This is a genomic window from Anatilimnocola aggregata (genome assembly GCF_007747655.1).
GTDB classification, from domain to species: Bacteria; Planctomycetota; Planctomycetia; order Pirellulales; family Pirellulaceae; genus Anatilimnocola; species Anatilimnocola aggregata.
Map to the genome: position 1 here is coordinate 4,124,066 of NZ_CP036274.1, position 17,235 is coordinate 4,141,300.

Sequence of the window (17,235 nt, forward strand, 5' to 3'; positions counted from 1 at the left end):
CTCGCCCCCTGGGCAAAGAGGAGTCCTGCGGCCAATAATCGCGACCATGAGAAGCATGCTGCGCGAGAATTTGACTTACGACCCGATTCACGGCTATCTGCCGTTCGTTTCCGGCACCGACCTACCCGCCGATGAAGTGGCCGAGCGGCAACTGATCGATCATCCCTGGCTGCAGCGAATGCGGCAGATTCACCAGCTTCAAACCGCCTGGTGGGTCTTTCCAGCGGCGGAGCACTCGCGCTTTCCACATGTGCTGGGGGCCATGCATTTGGGAAGTCGCGCGATCGCGCAAATGTATGACAGCTTGCAGGACTCGTGCGCCGATACGCCCAGTCGCGGCTTGGTCGAATGCACGGTGCGATTGGCCGGGCTCTTGCACGACGTGGGGCACGGCCCGTTTGGACACTTCTTCGACGAGCATTTTCTCAAAGCCCACGGCCTCACTCATGAGTCGCTCGGCGCGGCCATCATCGAGCGCGAACTGGCGGACCTGATTCGCGGTATTCGGCGGAATCCCCATTCCGAACTGTTGGCAGACGAGCAAATTGACCCGGCTCAGATCGCCTGGCTCATTCAACGCCCCAAGCCCCAGGACGAAACCACCGAGCGTCCCAAGTGGCTCGTCTTCCTCCGCGGCCTGCTGAGCGGAATCTATACGATCGACAATATGGACTTCGTTCTTCGCGACGCGGCCCTCAGCGGCTATAGCAAGCAGGCTTTCGATCTTGATCGCCTGTTGCATTACACCTTCTTCAGCGAGCGCGGGCTGACGATTCACGACCGCGGCAGCGATGCATTGGTGCGGTTCGTCACCGTTCGGGCCGAACTGTTCCGCAACATCTATTATCACCGCACGGTCCGGGCGATTGACTTTTCGCTGCGAGACTTGTTCAACGAGAGCAAGCAATGGCTCTTTCCGGGGAACCCGCTGGAACATCTCGACGACTATCTGTACTTCACCGAGTCGACGCTGTGGGCCGACGTGCAACGGTGGGCCAAGTCGAGCAATCCACAATTGGCTGACTTAGGAACACGCTGGCGAGCGCTGCTGGCCCGCAAAATTGAATGGCAGATGGTTTGCCAGCGGAGCCAGGTCTATGCACCGAACGACGCCGAGCAAGCGAGCATCTTCAGCGATGCGGAACTCGTGGAGCGGAAGTTGCGGCAACTGCTGCCCAGCGATCTGCAGCAAATCCCGTTAAGAATCGATATCGCCCGGACAATCTTGCGACCCAACACCAGCGGGCCAGCCATGGGTCAGAACTTTCTGTACGATTCGGCCCGCCGGGTTGTGCGGCCACTGGTCGCCGAAGAACTTTATCGCCGGTTGCCTATCAGCCACCGGCTCTGCCGAATCTATGCGAAGTCCTTGGACTACGCACCCATTATCACCACCGCCCTCGATCAACTCGTCGGTGGACCCAGCGGCGATGATGCGACAAATATGTAGTAGCTAATACTACTTTTTGACACTGGGTGCCGCGGCTTTGGCGGGCTTCGGATTTTCCAACTGGTTTAATCGATCCTTGATTGCATCCAGGTCACTCTTGTTCGCTGTCATGAAGCCGTCCAACTTCGTGCCCAATTGTTGAATGGCCTTCATTTCTGTACTGGGTTGCGGGGGAATCTTCGGGGCAGGCACCGGGGCGTTTTGACTATTGGCCAAGCTAACCCGCATCTTCATGATGTCTTTCTGGATCCTCTTCATTTTCAGGAGTGCGGCTTGGTGCGACTTATCAGCTTTCAGCATGTCATCGGCTGCTTCAGCTACATCGGCTTTGTAAGCAGCGCGGAGGCTGGCCGCATCGGGCGACCCAAAGCCAGCCCCGCCATCACCTCCGCCGTCGCCACCGCCACCTGAGTCGGCTGGTGGAGTTGGATTGACAAATTGATAGACTACCGGCGCTACGGGATACGCATAATAGTAATGGTGGCGATGATGATGTCCCCAATGCGCAGAGCCTGCAGTCGGCAGGGCGAAGATTGCCAATATTGGCAGAATCAGGGCAGGAAGATACTTGAGCATTAAACCCCTCCTAAAAATGAATTGCCTACGTCAAATAGCGTATGTCGTAAGCTGGGGTATTTCAAGTCGTCCGTTCCGGAAAGGCAAGATATAACACCTGTTGGAAAGCAAAGAAAAATAGGTTGCTGCCCTCCAAAAACTGACTGCTTTAGCGGTTATGCGACGCATGGTATGGCAGAAGCTGTCCAACACCTGGCATGGTTGAGATTTGCACAAAGAGCCAGAGATAGGCAGCCGAACATTTCTCTATACCCCGGTGAATTCGAGGGGTGGATCATCCTCTGTCCAGGTACATGAAGGCGAGCCGGCCATGAAGCATACTGCAATGAAGCTCTTCTCCACGGTATTTGCAGGCATCCTCGGATTCTCGACCGTCGCGGGCACCGCGCAAGCCGGCGGTGGCTGCGGGTGCGAAGCGCCAACGGTGGTCTGTGCTCCTCGCTGTCATCACCATCGCCACTGTCACTATCCGCCGACCGGAATCCTGGTGCAGTCGGCCCCGGTAATGGCCACGCAAATGATGGCGGCACCCATGATGGCCCAGCCCGCAATGTTCGCGGCACCGGCGGCGCAAGTAACGTTTGCGGCACCTGCTCAATACGCTCTGGTGCAAGTCGCTCCCAGTTCAACTTCCAGCAATACGAACTCCAATCTCAACTCGAATTGCCAAGGTGCTACGGAGTTATTAGAAGAGCTGCGCAAACTCCGCGGCGGACAGGCCTCCAGCCTTTCGCAGGCTGCGTTGGGTTCGCAGGCCGAGCAGGACCTCGCCCGTTTGCAAGATCGCGTGGGCGAGATTGAAACGACCATCAAGCAAATCAAGGATTTGATCACCGACCAGAATAAAGCCATCCTTGAATTGCGTAATAAATAAATTTAGACGGCAGTGGCACCTGCGGCCGCTTCATAGTGCCGAGTAATCAAATCGTTCTGCAGCCACAATACTCTATTAAATGCCCGGAGGGTCTTGACCTCCGAAGCGCGATCGAGTCCCAGTCCGAGCACAGTGCTCAAGACGGCGTCCGACACAAAGCCCATGAGGGCATTCATTTGCACCAGCGGCACGTTCAGGGTCTTCGAGCCGGCCAGCGGAGTGTGCATCTTGCCGACGTTATCGAGATAGCTCAGCATCTTGTTGTCGTAAGGGCGGGTCACCAGGGCAGCGAGATAGCGCCCCAAATGTTGCTTGCGAAACGCGATCATCGGGTGGTCCATCGCCAGTGAGCTCACATCGCTGGGCACATCCCCCTCATAGCCGAACTGCCGGGGTACGAAGTGTCGCTTGGTCGCGTCGTACGAGAACAGTTTCTCGTAAACTGCGTCAACCAGCGCCGGCACCAGCGGCGCGAGCAACGGAGCCGACGCATGCAACGTGGCTATATCTTCCGCACCAAAGCCCATGAATTCGCTGGTATAGCCCACGCGATAGGCTAAATCATGTTCGAGCCGGGTTTCGTCGATGTGTTGCATGGCCGATACTCCAGTCAGGCGATAGTAAGCTGGCAAGTGATAACTGGACAAGTTAGTCCAGTTATCGTAAGATAGCGGTTGCTAACTGGATGTCAATGTCCACTTTTGCAAGTTTTCGCGTCCGGAGTTCAGAGCATGCTATCTCAGACAGTCGAATATGCACTGCGGGCCGTGGTGCATCTGGCGAGCATGTCTCCTACGGCGCGGACGACAGAGCAGATCGCGCAGGCGACCCTTGTGCCGCGGGCTTATCTCTCTAAGGTGCTGCAAAGCCTGGCTCGCGGCGGCGTCGTGCAATCGCAGCGCGGTCTAGGGGGCGGCGTGTCCCTCGTCAAATCGCCCGACCAGTTAACGATTCTCGAGGTCGTCAACGCTGTCGAACCGATTCAACGAATTCGCACTTGCCCACTTGGCCTGCCGAATCACGGCACGCATCTTTGTCCGCTGCATAAGCGGGTCGACAACGCGCTGGCCATGATGGAACAAGCCTTCGCCAGCACCACACTCGCCGAAGTGCTGGCGGAACCGAGTCGCAGTATTCCTCTCTGCCGCTTTCCCAATGAACAAGTTATTGACGATTCTGTTGCCGAAAAACATTCTCAACCAAAAGCAAAATCCAAAGCCAAGGCATAGTTCAATTTTGAGCCGCGCGCTGGGCAGCCACATAGCGGCTGAGCAGATCGAGATTCTTGATAAACGTTTCGCTGCGGACGATTCCTCCTGGCGGATCGACTTTCTTCCCTTCCGCATCGCGAATGGTTCCCTTCTCCGTCCATGCGCCGCGGCTGTCCAAGCTGGCGATAACAGCCTGCACGGGACCGCTCGCAGGTAGCCCACTCTTTTTGCTGGCCGGTTTCTTCACCGAAAAATCCCTCGCGGCTGCAGCCTGATACTTCGTTTCCAGGGAAGCCACGTTCGAGCTGACGATGTACCCATAGCCGTCGGCAATGTTATGGTCGTCGTAGGTCCATTCGTGACCCTTGCCCCCCGGACCGCGCTGAAAATAAATCGGCCGGTTGGTACGCACTTCATAGAACCGTGCGAGCTTGCCGCCGGGTAGTTCCGATTTTTCTAAATAAGCCAGCGCGGGCGGAATTGGCGCGAGATACTTCTTGTCCTGCGTGGCTTCGTACAAAGCGATGAGCGACAGGATGATCTTTTGCGTTTCGCCACCTGTAATTGCAGGCGGCTCGAAGGCGCGGCACCAGCATGGTCGCATTTGCTCGTCGTACTGCTGAGCCCACGCCGCTTGAGGCGCGGGCAATTGGGCGAGAATCAGAAAGTCTCCGGCTCGTTTGGCTGCGGCCAGATACTTCTCTTCGCCATACGTCTGCCAGGCGAGCAGGAGCGTATCGATGCAGTTCGACATTTGATTGTCGTTGAGCACATAGCAGCCCGTAAAATCCTTCGGCCACTTTTGCGAAACCGTCTCGGGCAATTCCGCTTTCTTAATCGGGAACGTCTCTGGCGAAGGAGATCGATCGGGAAAGCGGTCCCACGACGAACTCCAGCCCCCGCTCGGATACTGCGCGCAGAGCAGCGCTTGCAAACTGTAGAGCGCGGCATCGTGAATCTCTTTATCCTGGAACTTCTTCTCGGCATCCATTCGCATCAGAAAGCGCGTGGCCGATTGCGTCACGTCGTCGTCATACGTGGTGATGTTTCCCTTGTTTTTGCGGCGTTTCCAGTCGAGCCAGCCATTGGTGGACTGACGGTCGGCGGCGGCCGTGGGATCGGCCAGCGGCTGGCCTTGCAGATCGCGGCGATAGGCCATCTTCTGGCGAACTTCCGGCGCAAAATGAACGCTGTAGTACCAACCGCCGGAATGCAACTGCCCGCGCGTCAAACTGAGCGCAGCCGCATGCGCGGCACGCCAGACTTCCTCATCTCCAGTTGCCTGATAGGCTCGCAGCAGCGCTTCGCCCACCGCAGGTGTTCCGGGGGGCTGCACCCAGATGGTGTCGTCGTCGGGAATTCCTTCCGCTTCACGCAGCTTCAAGTCGGAACTGCTTAAATAGACGTAGCCGCCGTGGCGGGCCACTTTCTCGTGCGCGAACTTGACCGCCTTAAGGAGCGTCTGTCGAACTTCGTCTGCGGTTGGATCCGCGGCGCGAATTTTCGCGGTGGAAACCAAGCAGCCAATGATGACCCCGAGCAGCAGGAAACGTTTCATAGGAGGCACTCAATGACGAAGGCCGGTGGAGAGATGGGGCGGACGTACGATCATATCCGCGCGGAACAGCCCGAAGATAGTCTCACTATCGACGAAGTCGTGCGTCAAGCATTCGGACAGGAAGACGAGGTAACTCTCGTTCGCGCCTTGCGCGACGGCGGCCTTAATCTGCTGTCGCTGGTGGCGACATCGCAGCAGCAGATTGTGGGGCATTTGTTATTTACTCGTTTGACGATTGTCGGTGCCGATCACACCTGGCCGGCCGTCGCGCTCGCGCCCCTGGCAGTCTTGCCCACGAAGCAGCGCTGCGGAATTGGCAGTGCTTTGATGCAGGCGGGATTGCAGCAACTGACAGGTCAGGGCGAAAAAATTGTGGTCGTCTTGGGGCACGACCACTTCTACGCCAAGTTCGGCTTCACTGCGGCTGCAGCGCTGCCGTTACTCGCAAGTTTCAGCGGTCCCGCCTGGATGGCACTGGCGTTAGTTCCCGGCGCATTGGACGGCGTACGGGGGAAAGTGAAGTACTCAGCGCCGTTTGGCTGCTAACCTGGGACATGCTTCCAGCTTGTCGCTCCGATCGCACGACAAATCCTCACAGGCTGGAAGCCTATGTCACGGCAGATCAGATATTCAGGAACTCTTCGAGCGCATCGCGCATGACTTCCGGATCGGGATCGACGCCGGTCCAAATCTTAAAGCCGATGACAGCCTGATTCACAAGCATGCCAAGACCATCGAGCGTGCGGCAGCCGCGCCCTTCGGCATCGCGAATCAGTTTGGTGCGGGGTGGATTAAAAATCACATCGGCTACGACGAGTTCATTTCGCAGCGTAGCGACATCGACGGGCACCTGAGCCTGCGCATCGCCGAGACCGATCGACGTGGCGTTGATGAGGACGTCGATCTCCGCGGGAACTTCAAAGTCCCCTTTCCAGTGCACCAACCGGCTGTTGACCTTCACTTTGTCATTCAGCAGCGATACCAGGTCTTGCCCGCGCCCCACCGTTCGATTGACGATCACAATTTCAGCGGCACCGCTCAGACCCAGTTCCACCGCAATCGCCCGCGCTGCGCCACCACTGCCGAGAATAGCGATGCGTTTACCACTGGGATCGAGCAGGGAGCGAAGTGATTGCACAAAGCCTTTGCCGTCGGTGTTTTCGCCCAGCAGTTTCGCACCGTCACGCTTGACGCAATTGACCGCGCCCATCAGTTCGGCTGCGGGACTGAGGCTGTCGAGCAGCGGAATGACGGCGACCTTATGAGGAATAGTAAAGTTCGCGCCGCGAAAGCCCATTGCTCGCAGCCCGCGAACGGCATCCGTCAGTTTGTCGGCCGGGACTTCCAGCGTGAGATAGCGCCAGTCGAGTCCCGCAGCGACGAAGGCTTTTTCCATCATATACTGCGTCGGGTTACCCGCGACGGGTTGGCCCAGGCAGCACACAATCTCTTGCAACGCTTGATGAGGCACGGGAAGGAGCTTTCGTTCGCAGGAATTAAATCGACCCCGCCGATGATTAACGCATCAGCTCTTTCATCTCGCGCACGGCCCGTTCGAAGCCGACGAGCACGGCCCGCGCCACAATGCTGTGGCCGATGTTCAACTCGCGCATGTCTTGGATTCTTGCCACGGGTCCGACGTTTTGATAGTTCAGCCCGTGACCCGCATGCAGCGTCATACCCAACTCACGAATCTGCTTGCCAGCCGCGATCAATTGCGACAATTCACGCTCGCGGGCCTGGCCGGTGGTGAGTGCATATTGACCGGTGTGCAGTTCAATTGCCGCACAGCCCAACTTGTGACCAGCTTCGATTTGCCGCGGATCGGGATCGAGAAACAGGCTGACGAAAACACCGGCCGCATGCAAGGCATCGACCGTGCGGCGGACGGCATCGAGGTTGCCGACCACGTCGAGTCCGCCTTCGGTCGTTACTTCTTCGCGCCGTTCGGGGACAACGGTTGCCTGTTGCGGTTTGACTTGCGTAGCAATGCCGACAATCTCGGGAGCGACGGATAACTCAAGGTTCAATTTGACCGTTACCGTTTCGCGCAGCACGCGGACATCACGATCTTGAATGTGCCGGCGGTCTTCACGAAGATGGACCGTAATCACATCGGCCCCGGCCAACTCGGCGAGGACTGCTGCCGCCACCGGATCCGGTTCATAGGTTTTGCGCGCTTGCCGAATGGTCGCCACGTGATCGATATTCACCCCAAGATCAGGCATTCCGTCTCAATCTCCCATTAAGAACTGGCAACAAACTAAAACCTAACTCAACAACTGCTTGACGACTTTCCCTTCGACATCGGTCAGGCGAAAGTCGCGCCCTTGAAAGCGATAGGTCAGCCGGGTGTGATCGATCCCCAGGCAATGGAGCACCGTCGCGTTCAGGTCGTGCACGTGCACGCCGTCGCTGACAATGTTGTAGCAGTAATCGTCGGTCTCGCCATGCGTGATGCCCGGCTTGATGCCGCCGCCGGCCAGCCACATCGAATAACAGCGGCCGTGATGATCGCGGCCGTAGTTGGTTGCGGTCAGCGAGCCTTGGCTATAAACCGTGCGGCCGAATTCCCCGCCCCAGATGACGAGCGTATCTTCGAGCAGGCCGCGATCCTTTAAGTCTTTCACTAGCGCCGCGCTGGGGCGGTCGACGTCTTTGCATTGCCCGCGAATCTGTCCGGGCAGTGAACTGTGCTGATCCCAGCCGCGATGCATCAACTGAATGAAGCGCACGCCGCGTTCAGCCATCCGCCGAGCGAGCAAACAGTTGCGGGCAAAGCCGCCGTCGACGTTGGAGTCGTTCACACCGTACAGTTCAAGCGTCTCTTTGCTCTCGGTGGCGAGATCGGTCAACTCCGGCACCGACGACTGCATGCGGTACGCCATTTCGTACTGCGCAATTCGGGTCTGAATCTCTGGATCGTTGAGTGTGCCCGCCGACAGGCGATTAAGCTCGCCGACGCCGTCGAGCATTTCGCGCCGCGCGACGGCATCAATCCCGCTCGGGTTCGATAGATAAAGAACCGGGTCGTCTCCGCTGCGAAAGCGGACACCTTGATGTTCCGACGGCAAAAAGCCGGGGCCCCAGAGTCGCGAGAAGATCGGTTGATCGGTTTTATTGCCGCTCCCTTGCGAGATCATCACGACGAACGCGGGCAGATTGTCGGTCTCAGCACCCAGGCCATAACTGAGCCAGGCACCCAGGCTCGGCCGGCCCGGTTGCTGCGAACCGGTTTGCACAAAGGTAATCGCCGGGTCGTGATTGATCGCCTCGGTATGCAGCGATTTGACGATGGCGATGTCGTCGGCCACGCCACCGATATGCGGCAACAGTTCACTGATCCACGAACCACTTTTGCCGTGCTGCTCGAACTTGAAGAGAGACGAAGCGCAGGGAAACGCTTTCTGGCCGGCCGTCATCCCGGTGATCCGCTGCCCCATGCGAATCGAAGCGGGAAGCTCGGTGCCGTGATGTTTTTTCAGTTCCGGTTTGTGGTCGAACAAGTCGATGTGACTGGGACCGCCCGACATCACCAGATAGATGACGCGTTTCGCTTTGGGGGCGAAATGCAGCGTCTTCAGTTCGCCGGGACGCGCGTTCCCCTTCACCGGCGCCGCGAGCAGGTTTGGATTCAACAGCGCCGCGAGCGCAGTCGCACCCAGCCCGGCACTAGCGCCGCCCAGGAATTGCCGGCGCGCGAGCGGAAGATTCGCAGGTTGAAATTGCATGGGCTTAACCTTTGCTGAGCGCTTCGTCGGTGTTCAAAATCGCGCTGGCAACCATTGTCCAGGCCGCTAACTCGGTCGCTGAAAGAGTCGCATCGGCGGGATATTCGCCGACTTTAAGCAACTGGCCTGCTTCATCGGCATTCTTGCCAAAGTGGACAAGTTGACGACTGTAAAGGTTCTTGAGGACCACAATTTCTTGCTCGCTGGGTGCTCGCGCAAGGACGGTACGGAACAAGTAAGTCAGCCGCTGGTCCGGCGTGCTGCCACCCGTCTTCATCGCCCGTTCGGCAAGCAACCGGGCAGCCTCGACATAGGTGGGATCGTTCATCGCCACGAGCGCTTGCAGCGGAGTGTTGGTGCGCGAGCGCTTGACGGTGCAGATTTCCCGATCGGGCGCGTCGAACGTCGCCAGGCTGGCCGGTGGACAAGTCCGTTTCCAGAAGGTGTACATCGTGCGGCGATACAAATCGACGCCATGACTCTGCGAGTACTTTTGCGCCGTCCACTTGTCGTTATCGGCCCGCGACATCAGTTCTTCCCACAGGCCGGCGGGCTGATAGGGCGAAACGCTTTTGCCGCCGATGTGCCGATCGAGCAGCCCGCTACTGTAGAGGGCCTGATCGCGAATGAACTCAGCTTGCAGGCGAAATCGCGGCCCGCGCGAGAGGAGCCGATTTTCGTGATCGCCGGCTCGCGATTGCGGCGAAGCGGCCGATGTTTGCCGATAGGTGGACGAAGTCACCAGTTGCCGAACCAAATGTTTCACATCCCAGTCGGTAGTGCGCTGCGAAGTCGTGCCGACGAAATCCGTCGCCAGCCAATCGAGCAGTTCGGGATGGCTGGGCGAATCGCCTTGCGAGCCGAAGTCGTCCGCGGTCTTCACCAGTCCCGTGCCAAAGACAAGTTGCCAATAGCGATTGACCGTCACGCGCGACATTAAAGGGTGAGCCGGATCGATCAACCAATTCGCGAGCCCCAGGCGGTTCTTCGGAGCCTTCGCCGGCAACGGCGTTAGAAATGATGGAACTTGGGCACTCACTGGCTGGTTCTTATCCGGTTTGTCATAGGCACCCCGCATCAGCAAGTAGGTGGGGCGAGCTTCGGGCAGTTCCTGCATTACCATTGTGGTGGGAATGGCCTGCTCCAACTGCGTCTGCAATTGCGTCAGTTGTGTCAGCTCGTCGCGCAGGGTGCTGAGCGATTGCGAGACATAATTGCGAAAGTAAGTGGTCACTTCGAGTTGCTCGGCAGTGCTCCGCGAATCGCGCGATTGCTGGAGGAACCGGGCGATCTTTGCGGGCATTGGCGCTCTGGCAATCGGTTGCTCGGCATCGGTTACCGAGATCCGCACGCGCCCCATCTGATGCTGCGCGAAGGACGACTCGAACGCGAGGCTGAGCTTGACGCGCGCCGCTTCCGAAGCCGCAATCGGCTCCAATAAGTGAAACACAGCCGAGTGATCTTTGCCAGTTTCTGGATGAATCGCCCAGCCTGACTTGGGATCAGCATCGAAGGCCTTCGCCAACGGAAAGGTCTCTTGCTCATAATCGGCTGCGGCGGCTTTGATTCCGACCGCGGCGAATGTGTCGTTCTCGGCAGCCGCTTCAATGCGCACATCAGTCAGGACGAAGTTGCCATTGATCGATCGCCCGGGGCCTTTCCCCTTAAAGCTGTCGTCGGCCAACGCTTCGACGCGAATCGCCGTGATTTTCGGCAGCGGGGCATAGAAGTTGAACTCTAGCAATTCGGTAACGCCGTTCGCACCGCCAAAGAGGAGCGAATGATCGTCGAGTTCTTTCACCGACGCGCCACCGCGACTCTTAGCAGCAGCTTTTTCCGCGACCTGCCATTTCACTTCTTTCTTGGCGAGGGCTGTTTGCTCCCATCTGGCTTGTTCGGCATTGGCAGCTGGCAAATCGCCGGCCAGTTCCTGCTGAATCGCCTGCATGCGGGTGGCGATGCGTTGCAGTTCGTTTTGCTGAAAGGTGGTGGGGGTCTTCAGCAGCGGGGCGGCGTTACCTTTCGAGCCGTCGAGCCCTTTTTCTGGGACGGCATTAAAGAACGCAAACAGCTGATAGAAGTCGCGCTGGGTGATTGGGTCGTACTTATGGTCGTGGCACTGCGAGCAGCCCACCGTCAGGCCGAGGTAAATCGTGCTGGTCGTGTTCACGCGGTCGATGATGTACGCCGTCAGATATTCGTCCGCAATCGCCCCACCTTCGAAGTTAATCATGTGGTTGCGATTGAACCCGCTGGCGATTTTTTGCCGCAGGTCGAGCGTCTCGTCCCCCGTGGCCGGCAGCAGGTCGCCGGCCAGTTGCTCCAGCGTAAAGCGGTCGTAAGGCAGGTTCTGATTGAACGACTCAATCACGTACTCGCGCCACCGCGTCATATTGCGACCGCTGTCGATGTGATAGCCGTGAGTGTCGGCAAAGCGGCTGGCATCCAGCCAATCAACGGCCAGTCGTTCGCCAAAATAGGGCGAAGCCAGCAGCCGGTCGACCGTCTGCTCATAAGCATCAGGGCTTCGATTGCCCACGTAGTCGTCCACTTCAGCTATCGTCGGCGGCAGGCCGGTCAAATCGAGCGTCACGCGCCGGATCAACATCTCGCGCCCCGCAGCGGGCGAAGGTGTGAGTCCCGCTTTCTCCAATTTGGCCAGAATGAAGTGATCGATCGAGTTCGCTGTCCAGCCGCGGTCCTTCACCACCGGCAACGCGGGCTGACGGGGCGGGACGAACGACCAATGCTGTTGAAAATCGGCTCCAGCGGCAATCCAAGCCTTCAGCAGGTCCTCTTCTTCGGCTGTCAGCTTCTTGTTCAGCGACGGGGGCGGCATTTGCACGTCGAGATCGTCCGACATGATCCGCCGCAGCAGTTCGCTTTGCGCAGGCTTGCCAGGAACGATGGGGTGTTCCCCCGAATCGGCTGGCTTCACAGCGGACTCGCGCTCGTCCAGCCGAAAGCCCCCCTTGCGCTCGGCCGCATCGGGTCCGTGGCAGCGATAACACTTGTCCGACAGAATCGAACGTATCTGGCGGTTGTAGTCGATCTTGGCGGGCTGCTCTTGGCCGGCTGTTTCTCCAGGCAAACTTACGCCAGCAAAACCAAGCCCCGCCAGCAACAGCAAACTCAAGCGAGACCAGCCTGGCAATACCCGGCAAATACGAACGAGCGAGTTCATGGGCGTGTAACCGTGGCAGGAAAGGGTGGGAGGTAACCCACAGCATAGCTCAAAATGCTGGGGCAACCAATGTTCGCCCCGCTGGAACATTTTTTCCCCTTCTGCTACTGTAACGCCTTGCAGTTCCGTCGCTTCCGGCCCCGTATTCGTTCGCTAGAACCATGACCACCACTGCTTTGCCCATTCCCCAAGCCATTGCCGGTGTCACTCCCGCAGAAACTCGCGAAACCACAGTCATGACCGTGTGGCCGTCCGTCGCCCGTTTTGGGTTGGGGCGAATGCTCGGCTCGTTGTACGACATCCGCATGCCGGATATCTACTTCTTCCGCCTCGGCCGCCTGATCGCCCTGGCTGCCATTCCGGTGTCGTTGGTCCTGTTCTTCATGCGCGTGGCCCCAGGCATTGGCACTCGCTACTTGCTGACCAACCGCCGCCTGATCGTGCAGAAGGGTTGGAAGATGGCCGAAGATAAAGCCATCGACCTCGACCGCTTCGATACCATTGATGTCGAAGTCCTTCCCGGCCAAAGCTGGTACGACGCGGGGGACCTCGTCTTCCGCAAGGGAAATGTCGAGACCTTCCGCCTCGACGCCGTCTCGCGCCCCGAGGCGTTCCGCTCGACCGTCATGAAGGCCCACATGGCCTACGTCGGTGTGAAGCAAGCCCGCGACCGCCAAGGCCGCTAGTTGGCCGTCCTCACGCGCTGTGAGAGGGGCTACTGCTTGACCGTCGTGATCCACAAGAATGGCCGGTCTGCTTCGTCGATCCGCAGTTCGTACTTGAGCTTGGCTTGAAATAGCAGCCGCTCGAGAATCTTCGCGTAATACGTGTTCGTCTTCGGCAGCGTGACCTTCACCGTCGCGAAGTCGATCTTTTGCCGGGCCAGCGAATTCTGGTCGATAATCATCGGCACGTTCAAGCGCCCCCGAATCGCTTCGACCGACTCGGCCAGCGAGGCATCGCTGACTTCCACGTTCAGAAACTTAAAGAGATCGGGGAGCGTTTCGCGGGGCGAAGTCTTCATCGGCCAACCGACGGGCCAGACTTGTTCTGCGGCCTGCGAGTCCAACACCCGCAGCGTGACGTCGTTTCCCACTTTCGCCGGCAACAGCACCAGCCCCAGTGGACGAATTGCCGCGGCCAGCGCCGTACCCGAACTCATCCCCAGCAGTTCGTCAGTGACTTTCTCCTCGCCGAACTTATCGCGCACGGCCGGATCGACCTTCATCCCGATCGGCAAGTTCACAGCAATTGCCTGCACCACTTCGCGGGTCGTCTTGCCGGTGGTCGAGAAGTTCACCTTCGTTGTCAGCCCTTCGTGCACGGCTACCAAATCTTTGGGTACGAGCCCAAAAGCCCCCGCCCTGGCATTCAACCCTTCTTCGCCACCTGCCTTCAGCTTCTCGACCCAGGCGTTGATTTTGCCGCGACTCTCGAACGAATAATTGCCGTTGGGCAAGTGCAGCCGATTGTCCGATGTCAGCACTGCTGTCACTTGATAGTTGGCCGAGTTCCCGCTGCCGGTCGCCACAATCGCCGCGCCGTCGCCATCGCGACCGGTTCGCACGCGCACGTTGCTAAAGCCCGCCTTCTCCAGCGCGGGGAGCCATTCGCGAATTTCTTCGGCCGAGAACCCGGGCTGCGTTACCACTTCCAGCGAGACGCGCGCCCCACTCTGCGCTGCTGCGGGCAATGTGGCCAGCATCGCCGCCCCCACGAGCATGGTCAGCCAGCAGGCGGCAGCAGCCTTCCTAAGGGAAATCATCGTCACGATTGTTTCTCCCGCCCTGTTTCTGCCCTGGCACCACTGAGACGCCGCTGGTCCGAAATCGGCGCAGGCAATTATATGCCCTTATTTCCCGCAGCAAACGCGCAAAACGGACGGCCTTGGCGGTTTCTGCCAGCGGCGCTCGCCAGCGGCCCATTTGCGAAGCTGCGTAAGCTGCTCAAGATGCCGGTCATGCCGAATAATCGTTCAATGCCGGTCGCAAGGTCTGCCGATGGGATTAGTACAGGCCGCTGGACCCAACGGCGTGCATGATTCCGGATCGCCCGCAACGATCCGCGACTCGTGCCGCTTCTGCAAAATTGGCCGCTTCCTCGACTGACAATGCCGAGGCTGACGATCCGGGTGACGAAGGGCTCTAAGGGGGGACTCTGATGATACGTCGTTTGCTACTGGCGCTTGCCTGCGCCTTTGTCATGGGCGTCGTTACGACGGCCTCAACCGCCGAAGCCCAAGAGCGTGCCTATGGCCGCGTGTGGGGCGGGCAATACAGCCGGATGGACTGGGAACGGTTCTACCACTACCCCTACGTCTACTATCCGCAGAACTTCTACGGCAACGAATACTACCGCAGCAGCGAAGACATGTACTTTCGCTATCCGTCCGAAATGCGGATCCCAACCTACAACCGCCAATGGCACAACGAATATCCGGAAGAACGCCGGTATCACCAAGGCCACCAGTTCATGCTGGACGTGTTCTAAGCGGGAGCTGGGAATTGGGGCTAGGAACTAGGGTCTAGGGTCTGGCAGCAAGACCAAACCTCAACCGTATTACTCCCTCGCCTCGGTACTCGTGGTACTCCACGAAACGACAGGGAGAGGGTTGGGGTGAGGGGCTGAGGCGCTAAACGCCCAGCCACCCACACAAATCACCGAGTGCGAACAGCGTTCTGAACGCAGACGCACTTACCAAAAAACTACAACCCCGGATCTTTGCACCCTGAGCAAGTGCCTGGAAACGGGGTTGTGGCTTTTCTTGTCCCCGCTTTAGGTAACCCGAAGCGTGAGCGAGGAGCGCGCCGTGGTAGCCAGCGATTCCATCTCTCGCTATTCGTTCGCTTCGATTTGGCACCGAGCGCGCTGGTGAGGAATGATCGATCTTGCAGGCGACTGTGTCTACGGTCTTCTGAACAGGAGCAAACTCCCGCATTGCGCACTACTGCGCGAACGTTAGCGTGTGCTGCACTTCATACGTCCGCGAGTCGGTCCCATTTCCCTTGCCCACATTCTCGCGGGCAATCTGATACAACTTCTGCCCGCTCGGCGTCGGATAGCGACCGGTGATGCAAGCCTGGCACAAACTGCTGGCGTCATAACGCACCGCTTTAGAAATCGATTCGACCGGCAAATATCGCAGCGAATCGGCACCCAGCGAAGCGGCCATCTCGGCTTCGATTTCGGGCGTGATTTCGCGTCCCTGCAAAAACTTCGGCGCGAACAGCTCATCGATGGTCGACATATCGATGCCGTAAAAACAGGGCGCGACAATCGGCGGGCAAGCCACGCGCACGTGAATCTCTTTCGCGCCCCCCAAACTTCGAATGCGATTCAGCAGCACCCGCATCGTCGTCGAACGGACGATCGAATCTTCCACCAGAAAGACCCGCTTCCCCTGCAGCACTTCACGCAGCGGGGTGTACTTCGTTTCAGCCTTCTTCCGACGACTGTTCCCACCTTCAATGAAGGTCCGGCCCGAGTACCGATTCCGAATCAACCCTTCGCGCGAGGGAACGCGCAGGCGGTGAGCCATTGCATCGGCGGCCGCTTTGCTGGTGTCCGGCACCGGCACAACGATGGTGTTCTCGTCGATCGGCACCGAACCATCGAGCAGTTCCAAGCGGGCCAACTCTTCGCCCAGCGCGGTGCGCGATAGATAGACGCTCCGTTCATCGAGCGTGCTGGCCACGTTGGCGAAATAGATCCATTCGAAATAACAGTGGGCTCGGCCCACCGTATCGGCATAGCGCTGAATGTCGAACTGGCCGTCGATGATCGTGATCGCATAACCGGGGGGGAGCGACTTGATATTCTCGGGCTGAAAACCCAGATTCAGCAGCGGGACACTTTCGCTGGCGGCCGCGAACAGGTTCCCCTCTTTGGCATAACAGAGTGGCTTGATTCCCAACGGATCGCGGGCGACCAGCATATCGCCTTGGGCATTCAGCAGCACCAGGCTATACGCCCCATCGAACTTGCGGCTGAGGTTCGTCATCAGTTCGATCAGCGTGGGGCGGCGCTCGCCCGACATCTCGCGGCCGATCTCGTGCATGATGACTTCGGTGTCGTTGTCGCGCGTTAAATGGTGCGACGTATCGGCCAGCAGTTTGTCTTTTAGCTCTTGCACGTTGGCCAGTTGGCCATTGAAGCCAAAGCTGAACCACTTGCGCTTTTCGATATGGTTACGCTCGAATGGCTGGGCATAATTGCGATCGTCGGCACCACACGTGGCATAGCGCACGTGGCCAATGGCCGCGATTCCCAGGTTTTTGCTCATGATCGCTTCGGCTTCGTCTCGTTGCGACAGCCGAAAGGCTTCGCTGACCATGCCGAGTTCTTTGTGCGTCGTGAGGAGTTGCGGCCGACCGGGCAGATAAGACGTCATTCCCGCGGCCAATTGCCCGCGGTTTTGAATGTCTTGCAGCATCCGTGGCAACAAGCGGGCAGCATCTTCGTGCACCAGACCAGGCACGAGAGGATGTAAATCGCCTGGCAAGTGATAGATCGCGGCAATGCCGCATTCGTGGTGGATTTCACTCATTTCGGGCGGCACTCGGGCGACGTAAATCGCTAAACAGGTCGCGGGAAAACTTCGAAACCATCACAGGCCTCCATTCTAGCAAGCAGCGGGTGCTGAACAAGCCAA

Annotated in this window: 15 protein-coding genes; 6 read left to right on the top strand and 9 right to left on the bottom strand. The window is 58.6% G+C overall.

The genetic code is table 11. The features are described from left to right. Positions 1–46 precede the first annotated feature (46 nt). On the top strand, positions 47–1,450 hold the full coding sequence (locus ETAA8_RS15655; RefSeq protein ID WP_145090006.1) for an HD domain-containing protein: 1,404 nt from the start codon (positions 47–49) through the stop codon (positions 1,448–1,450). Positions 1,451–1,459: 9 nt separating this feature from the next. Here ETAA8_RS15655 and ETAA8_RS15660 read toward each other — a convergent pair whose 3' ends face one another. Next, entirely contained in the window at positions 1,460–2,026 is a 567-nt protein-coding gene (locus ETAA8_RS15660) for a hypothetical protein (protein WP_145090009.1), read from the bottom strand. Positions 2,027–2,336: 310 nt separating this feature from the next. Between ETAA8_RS15660 and ETAA8_RS15665 the strand changes: the two genes are divergently transcribed. After that, positions 2,337–2,900 (top strand): hypothetical protein, encoded by a 564-nt coding sequence (locus ETAA8_RS15665; RefSeq protein WP_145090012.1) that lies wholly within the window; start codon positions 2,337–2,339, stop codon positions 2,898–2,900. A 2-nt stretch (positions 2,901–2,902) separates the two neighbouring features. On the opposite strand, the gene ETAA8_RS15670 is transcribed toward ETAA8_RS15665, so the two are convergent. Beyond that, a complete protein-coding gene (locus ETAA8_RS15670) occupies positions 2,903–3,496 on the bottom strand; it encodes a protoglobin family protein (protein WP_145090015.1) in 594 nt (197 codons plus the stop codon). A gap of 135 nt (positions 3,497–3,631) precedes the next feature. Here ETAA8_RS15670 and ETAA8_RS15675 point away from each other — a divergent pair, with 135 nt between their 5' ends. Continuing rightward, entirely contained in the window at positions 3,632–4,129 is a 498-nt protein-coding gene (locus ETAA8_RS15675; protein ID WP_145090018.1) for an RrF2 family transcriptional regulator, read from the top strand. Between the two features lies 1 nt (position 4,130). On the opposite strand, the gene ETAA8_RS15680 is transcribed toward ETAA8_RS15675, so the two are convergent. Continuing rightward, positions 4,131–5,669 carry a polysaccharide lyase gene (locus ETAA8_RS15680; protein WP_145090021.1) on the bottom strand — a complete coding sequence of 513 codons (1,539 nt, stop codon included), beginning with the start codon at positions 5,667–5,669 and terminating at the stop codon, positions 4,131–4,133. A 12-nt stretch (positions 5,670–5,681) separates the two neighbouring features. Here ETAA8_RS15680 and ETAA8_RS15685 point away from each other — a divergent pair, with 12 nt between their 5' ends. Continuing rightward, positions 5,682–6,215: a GNAT family N-acetyltransferase gene (locus ETAA8_RS15685; protein WP_238397778.1), complete on the top strand. Its 534-nt coding sequence runs from the start codon at positions 5,682–5,684 to the stop codon at positions 6,213–6,215. Between the two features lie 76 nt (positions 6,216–6,291). Here the strand turns inward: ETAA8_RS15685 and aroE are convergent, their stop codons facing one another. Genes aroE through ETAA8_RS15705 form a run of 4 tightly spaced genes read right to left on the bottom strand, consistent with a single transcriptional unit; the run spans position 6,292 to position 12,584 of the window. Continuing rightward, positions 6,292–7,140, bottom strand: coding sequence for a shikimate dehydrogenase (gene aroE, locus ETAA8_RS15690; protein ID WP_238397779.1), 849 nt, complete (start codon positions 7,138–7,140; stop codon positions 6,292–6,294). A 46-nt stretch (positions 7,141–7,186) separates the two neighbouring features. After that, positions 7,187–7,897: a pyridoxine 5'-phosphate synthase gene (locus ETAA8_RS15695; protein WP_145090023.1), complete on the bottom strand. Its 711-nt coding sequence runs from the start codon at positions 7,895–7,897 to the stop codon at positions 7,187–7,189. 42 nt (positions 7,898–7,939) lie between these two features. Continuing rightward, a complete protein-coding gene (locus ETAA8_RS15700; RefSeq protein ID WP_145090026.1) occupies positions 7,940–9,400 on the bottom strand; it encodes a DUF1501 domain-containing protein in 1,461 nt (486 codons plus the stop codon). A gap of 4 nt (positions 9,401–9,404) precedes the next feature. After that, complete coding sequence (locus ETAA8_RS15705; protein ID WP_202921863.1) at positions 9,405–12,584, bottom strand: PSD1 and planctomycete cytochrome C domain-containing protein; 3,180 nt, start codon at positions 12,582–12,584, stop codon at positions 9,405–9,407. A 161-nt stretch (positions 12,585–12,745) separates the two neighbouring features. On the opposite strand from ETAA8_RS15705, the gene ETAA8_RS15710 reads away from it, so the two are divergent. Continuing rightward, positions 12,746–13,270 (top strand): PH domain-containing protein, encoded by a 525-nt coding sequence (locus ETAA8_RS15710; protein ID WP_145090029.1) that lies wholly within the window; start codon positions 12,746–12,748, stop codon positions 13,268–13,270. A 29-nt stretch (positions 13,271–13,299) separates the two neighbouring features. On the opposite strand, the gene ETAA8_RS15715 is transcribed toward ETAA8_RS15710, so the two are convergent. Continuing rightward, the gene (locus ETAA8_RS15715) at positions 13,300–14,355 is read right to left on the bottom strand and encodes a hypothetical protein (protein ID WP_145090032.1); all 1,056 of its coding nucleotides are present in this window, start codon (positions 14,353–14,355) and stop codon (positions 13,300–13,302) included. A gap of 389 nt (positions 14,356–14,744) precedes the next feature. Between ETAA8_RS15715 and ETAA8_RS15720 the strand changes: the two genes are divergently transcribed. After that, positions 14,745–15,074: a calmodulin-binding protein gene (locus tag ETAA8_RS15720; RefSeq protein ID WP_145090035.1), complete on the top strand. Its 330-nt coding sequence runs from the start codon at positions 14,745–14,747 to the stop codon at positions 15,072–15,074. Between the two features lie 454 nt (positions 15,075–15,528). On the opposite strand, the gene ETAA8_RS15725 is transcribed toward ETAA8_RS15720, so the two are convergent. Next, a complete protein-coding gene (locus tag ETAA8_RS15725; RefSeq protein WP_145090038.1) occupies positions 15,529–17,130 on the bottom strand; it encodes an amidophosphoribosyltransferase in 1,602 nt (533 codons plus the stop codon). Between the last annotated feature and the right edge of the window lie 105 nt (positions 17,131–17,235).

Excerpts from the sequence above, each read along its gene's own strand:
- ETAA8_RS15655 (WP_145090006.1), top strand. The coding sequence starts at position 47 with ATGAGAAGCATGCTGCGCGAGAATTTGACTTACGACCCGATTCACGGC.
- ETAA8_RS15660 (WP_145090009.1), bottom strand. The coding sequence starts at position 2,026 with ATGCTCAAGTATCTTCCTGCCCTGATTCTGCCAATATTGGCAATCTTC.
- ETAA8_RS15665 (WP_145090012.1), top strand. The coding sequence starts at position 2,337 with ATGAAGCATACTGCAATGAAGCTCTTCTCCACGGTATTTGCAGGCATC.
- ETAA8_RS15670 (WP_145090015.1), bottom strand. The coding sequence starts at position 3,496 with ATGCAACACATCGACGAAACCCGGCTCGAACATGATTTAGCCTATCGC.
- ETAA8_RS15675 (WP_145090018.1), top strand. The coding sequence starts at position 3,632 with ATGCTATCTCAGACAGTCGAATATGCACTGCGGGCCGTGGTGCATCTG.
- ETAA8_RS15680 (WP_145090021.1), bottom strand. The coding sequence starts at position 5,669 with ATGAAACGTTTCCTGCTGCTCGGGGTCATCATTGGCTGCTTGGTTTCC.
- ETAA8_RS15685 (WP_238397778.1), top strand. The coding sequence starts at position 5,682 with ATGACGAAGGCCGGTGGAGAGATGGGGCGGACGTACGATCATATCCGC.
- ETAA8_RS15695 (WP_145090023.1), bottom strand. The coding sequence starts at position 7,897 with ATGCCTGATCTTGGGGTGAATATCGATCACGTGGCGACCATTCGGCAA.
- ETAA8_RS15700 (WP_145090026.1), bottom strand. The coding sequence starts at position 9,400 with ATGCAATTTCAACCTGCGAATCTTCCGCTCGCGCGCCGGCAATTCCTG.
- ETAA8_RS15705 (WP_202921863.1), bottom strand. The coding sequence starts at position 12,584 with ATGAACTCGCTCGTTCGTATTTGCCGGGTATTGCCAGGCTGGTCTCGC.
- ETAA8_RS15710 (WP_145090029.1), top strand. The coding sequence starts at position 12,746 with ATGACCACCACTGCTTTGCCCATTCCCCAAGCCATTGCCGGTGTCACT.
- ETAA8_RS15720 (WP_145090035.1), top strand. The coding sequence starts at position 14,745 with ATGATACGTCGTTTGCTACTGGCGCTTGCCTGCGCCTTTGTCATGGGC.
- ETAA8_RS15725 (WP_145090038.1), bottom strand. The coding sequence starts at position 17,130 with ATGAGTGAAATCCACCACGAATGCGGCATTGCCGCGATCTATCACTTG.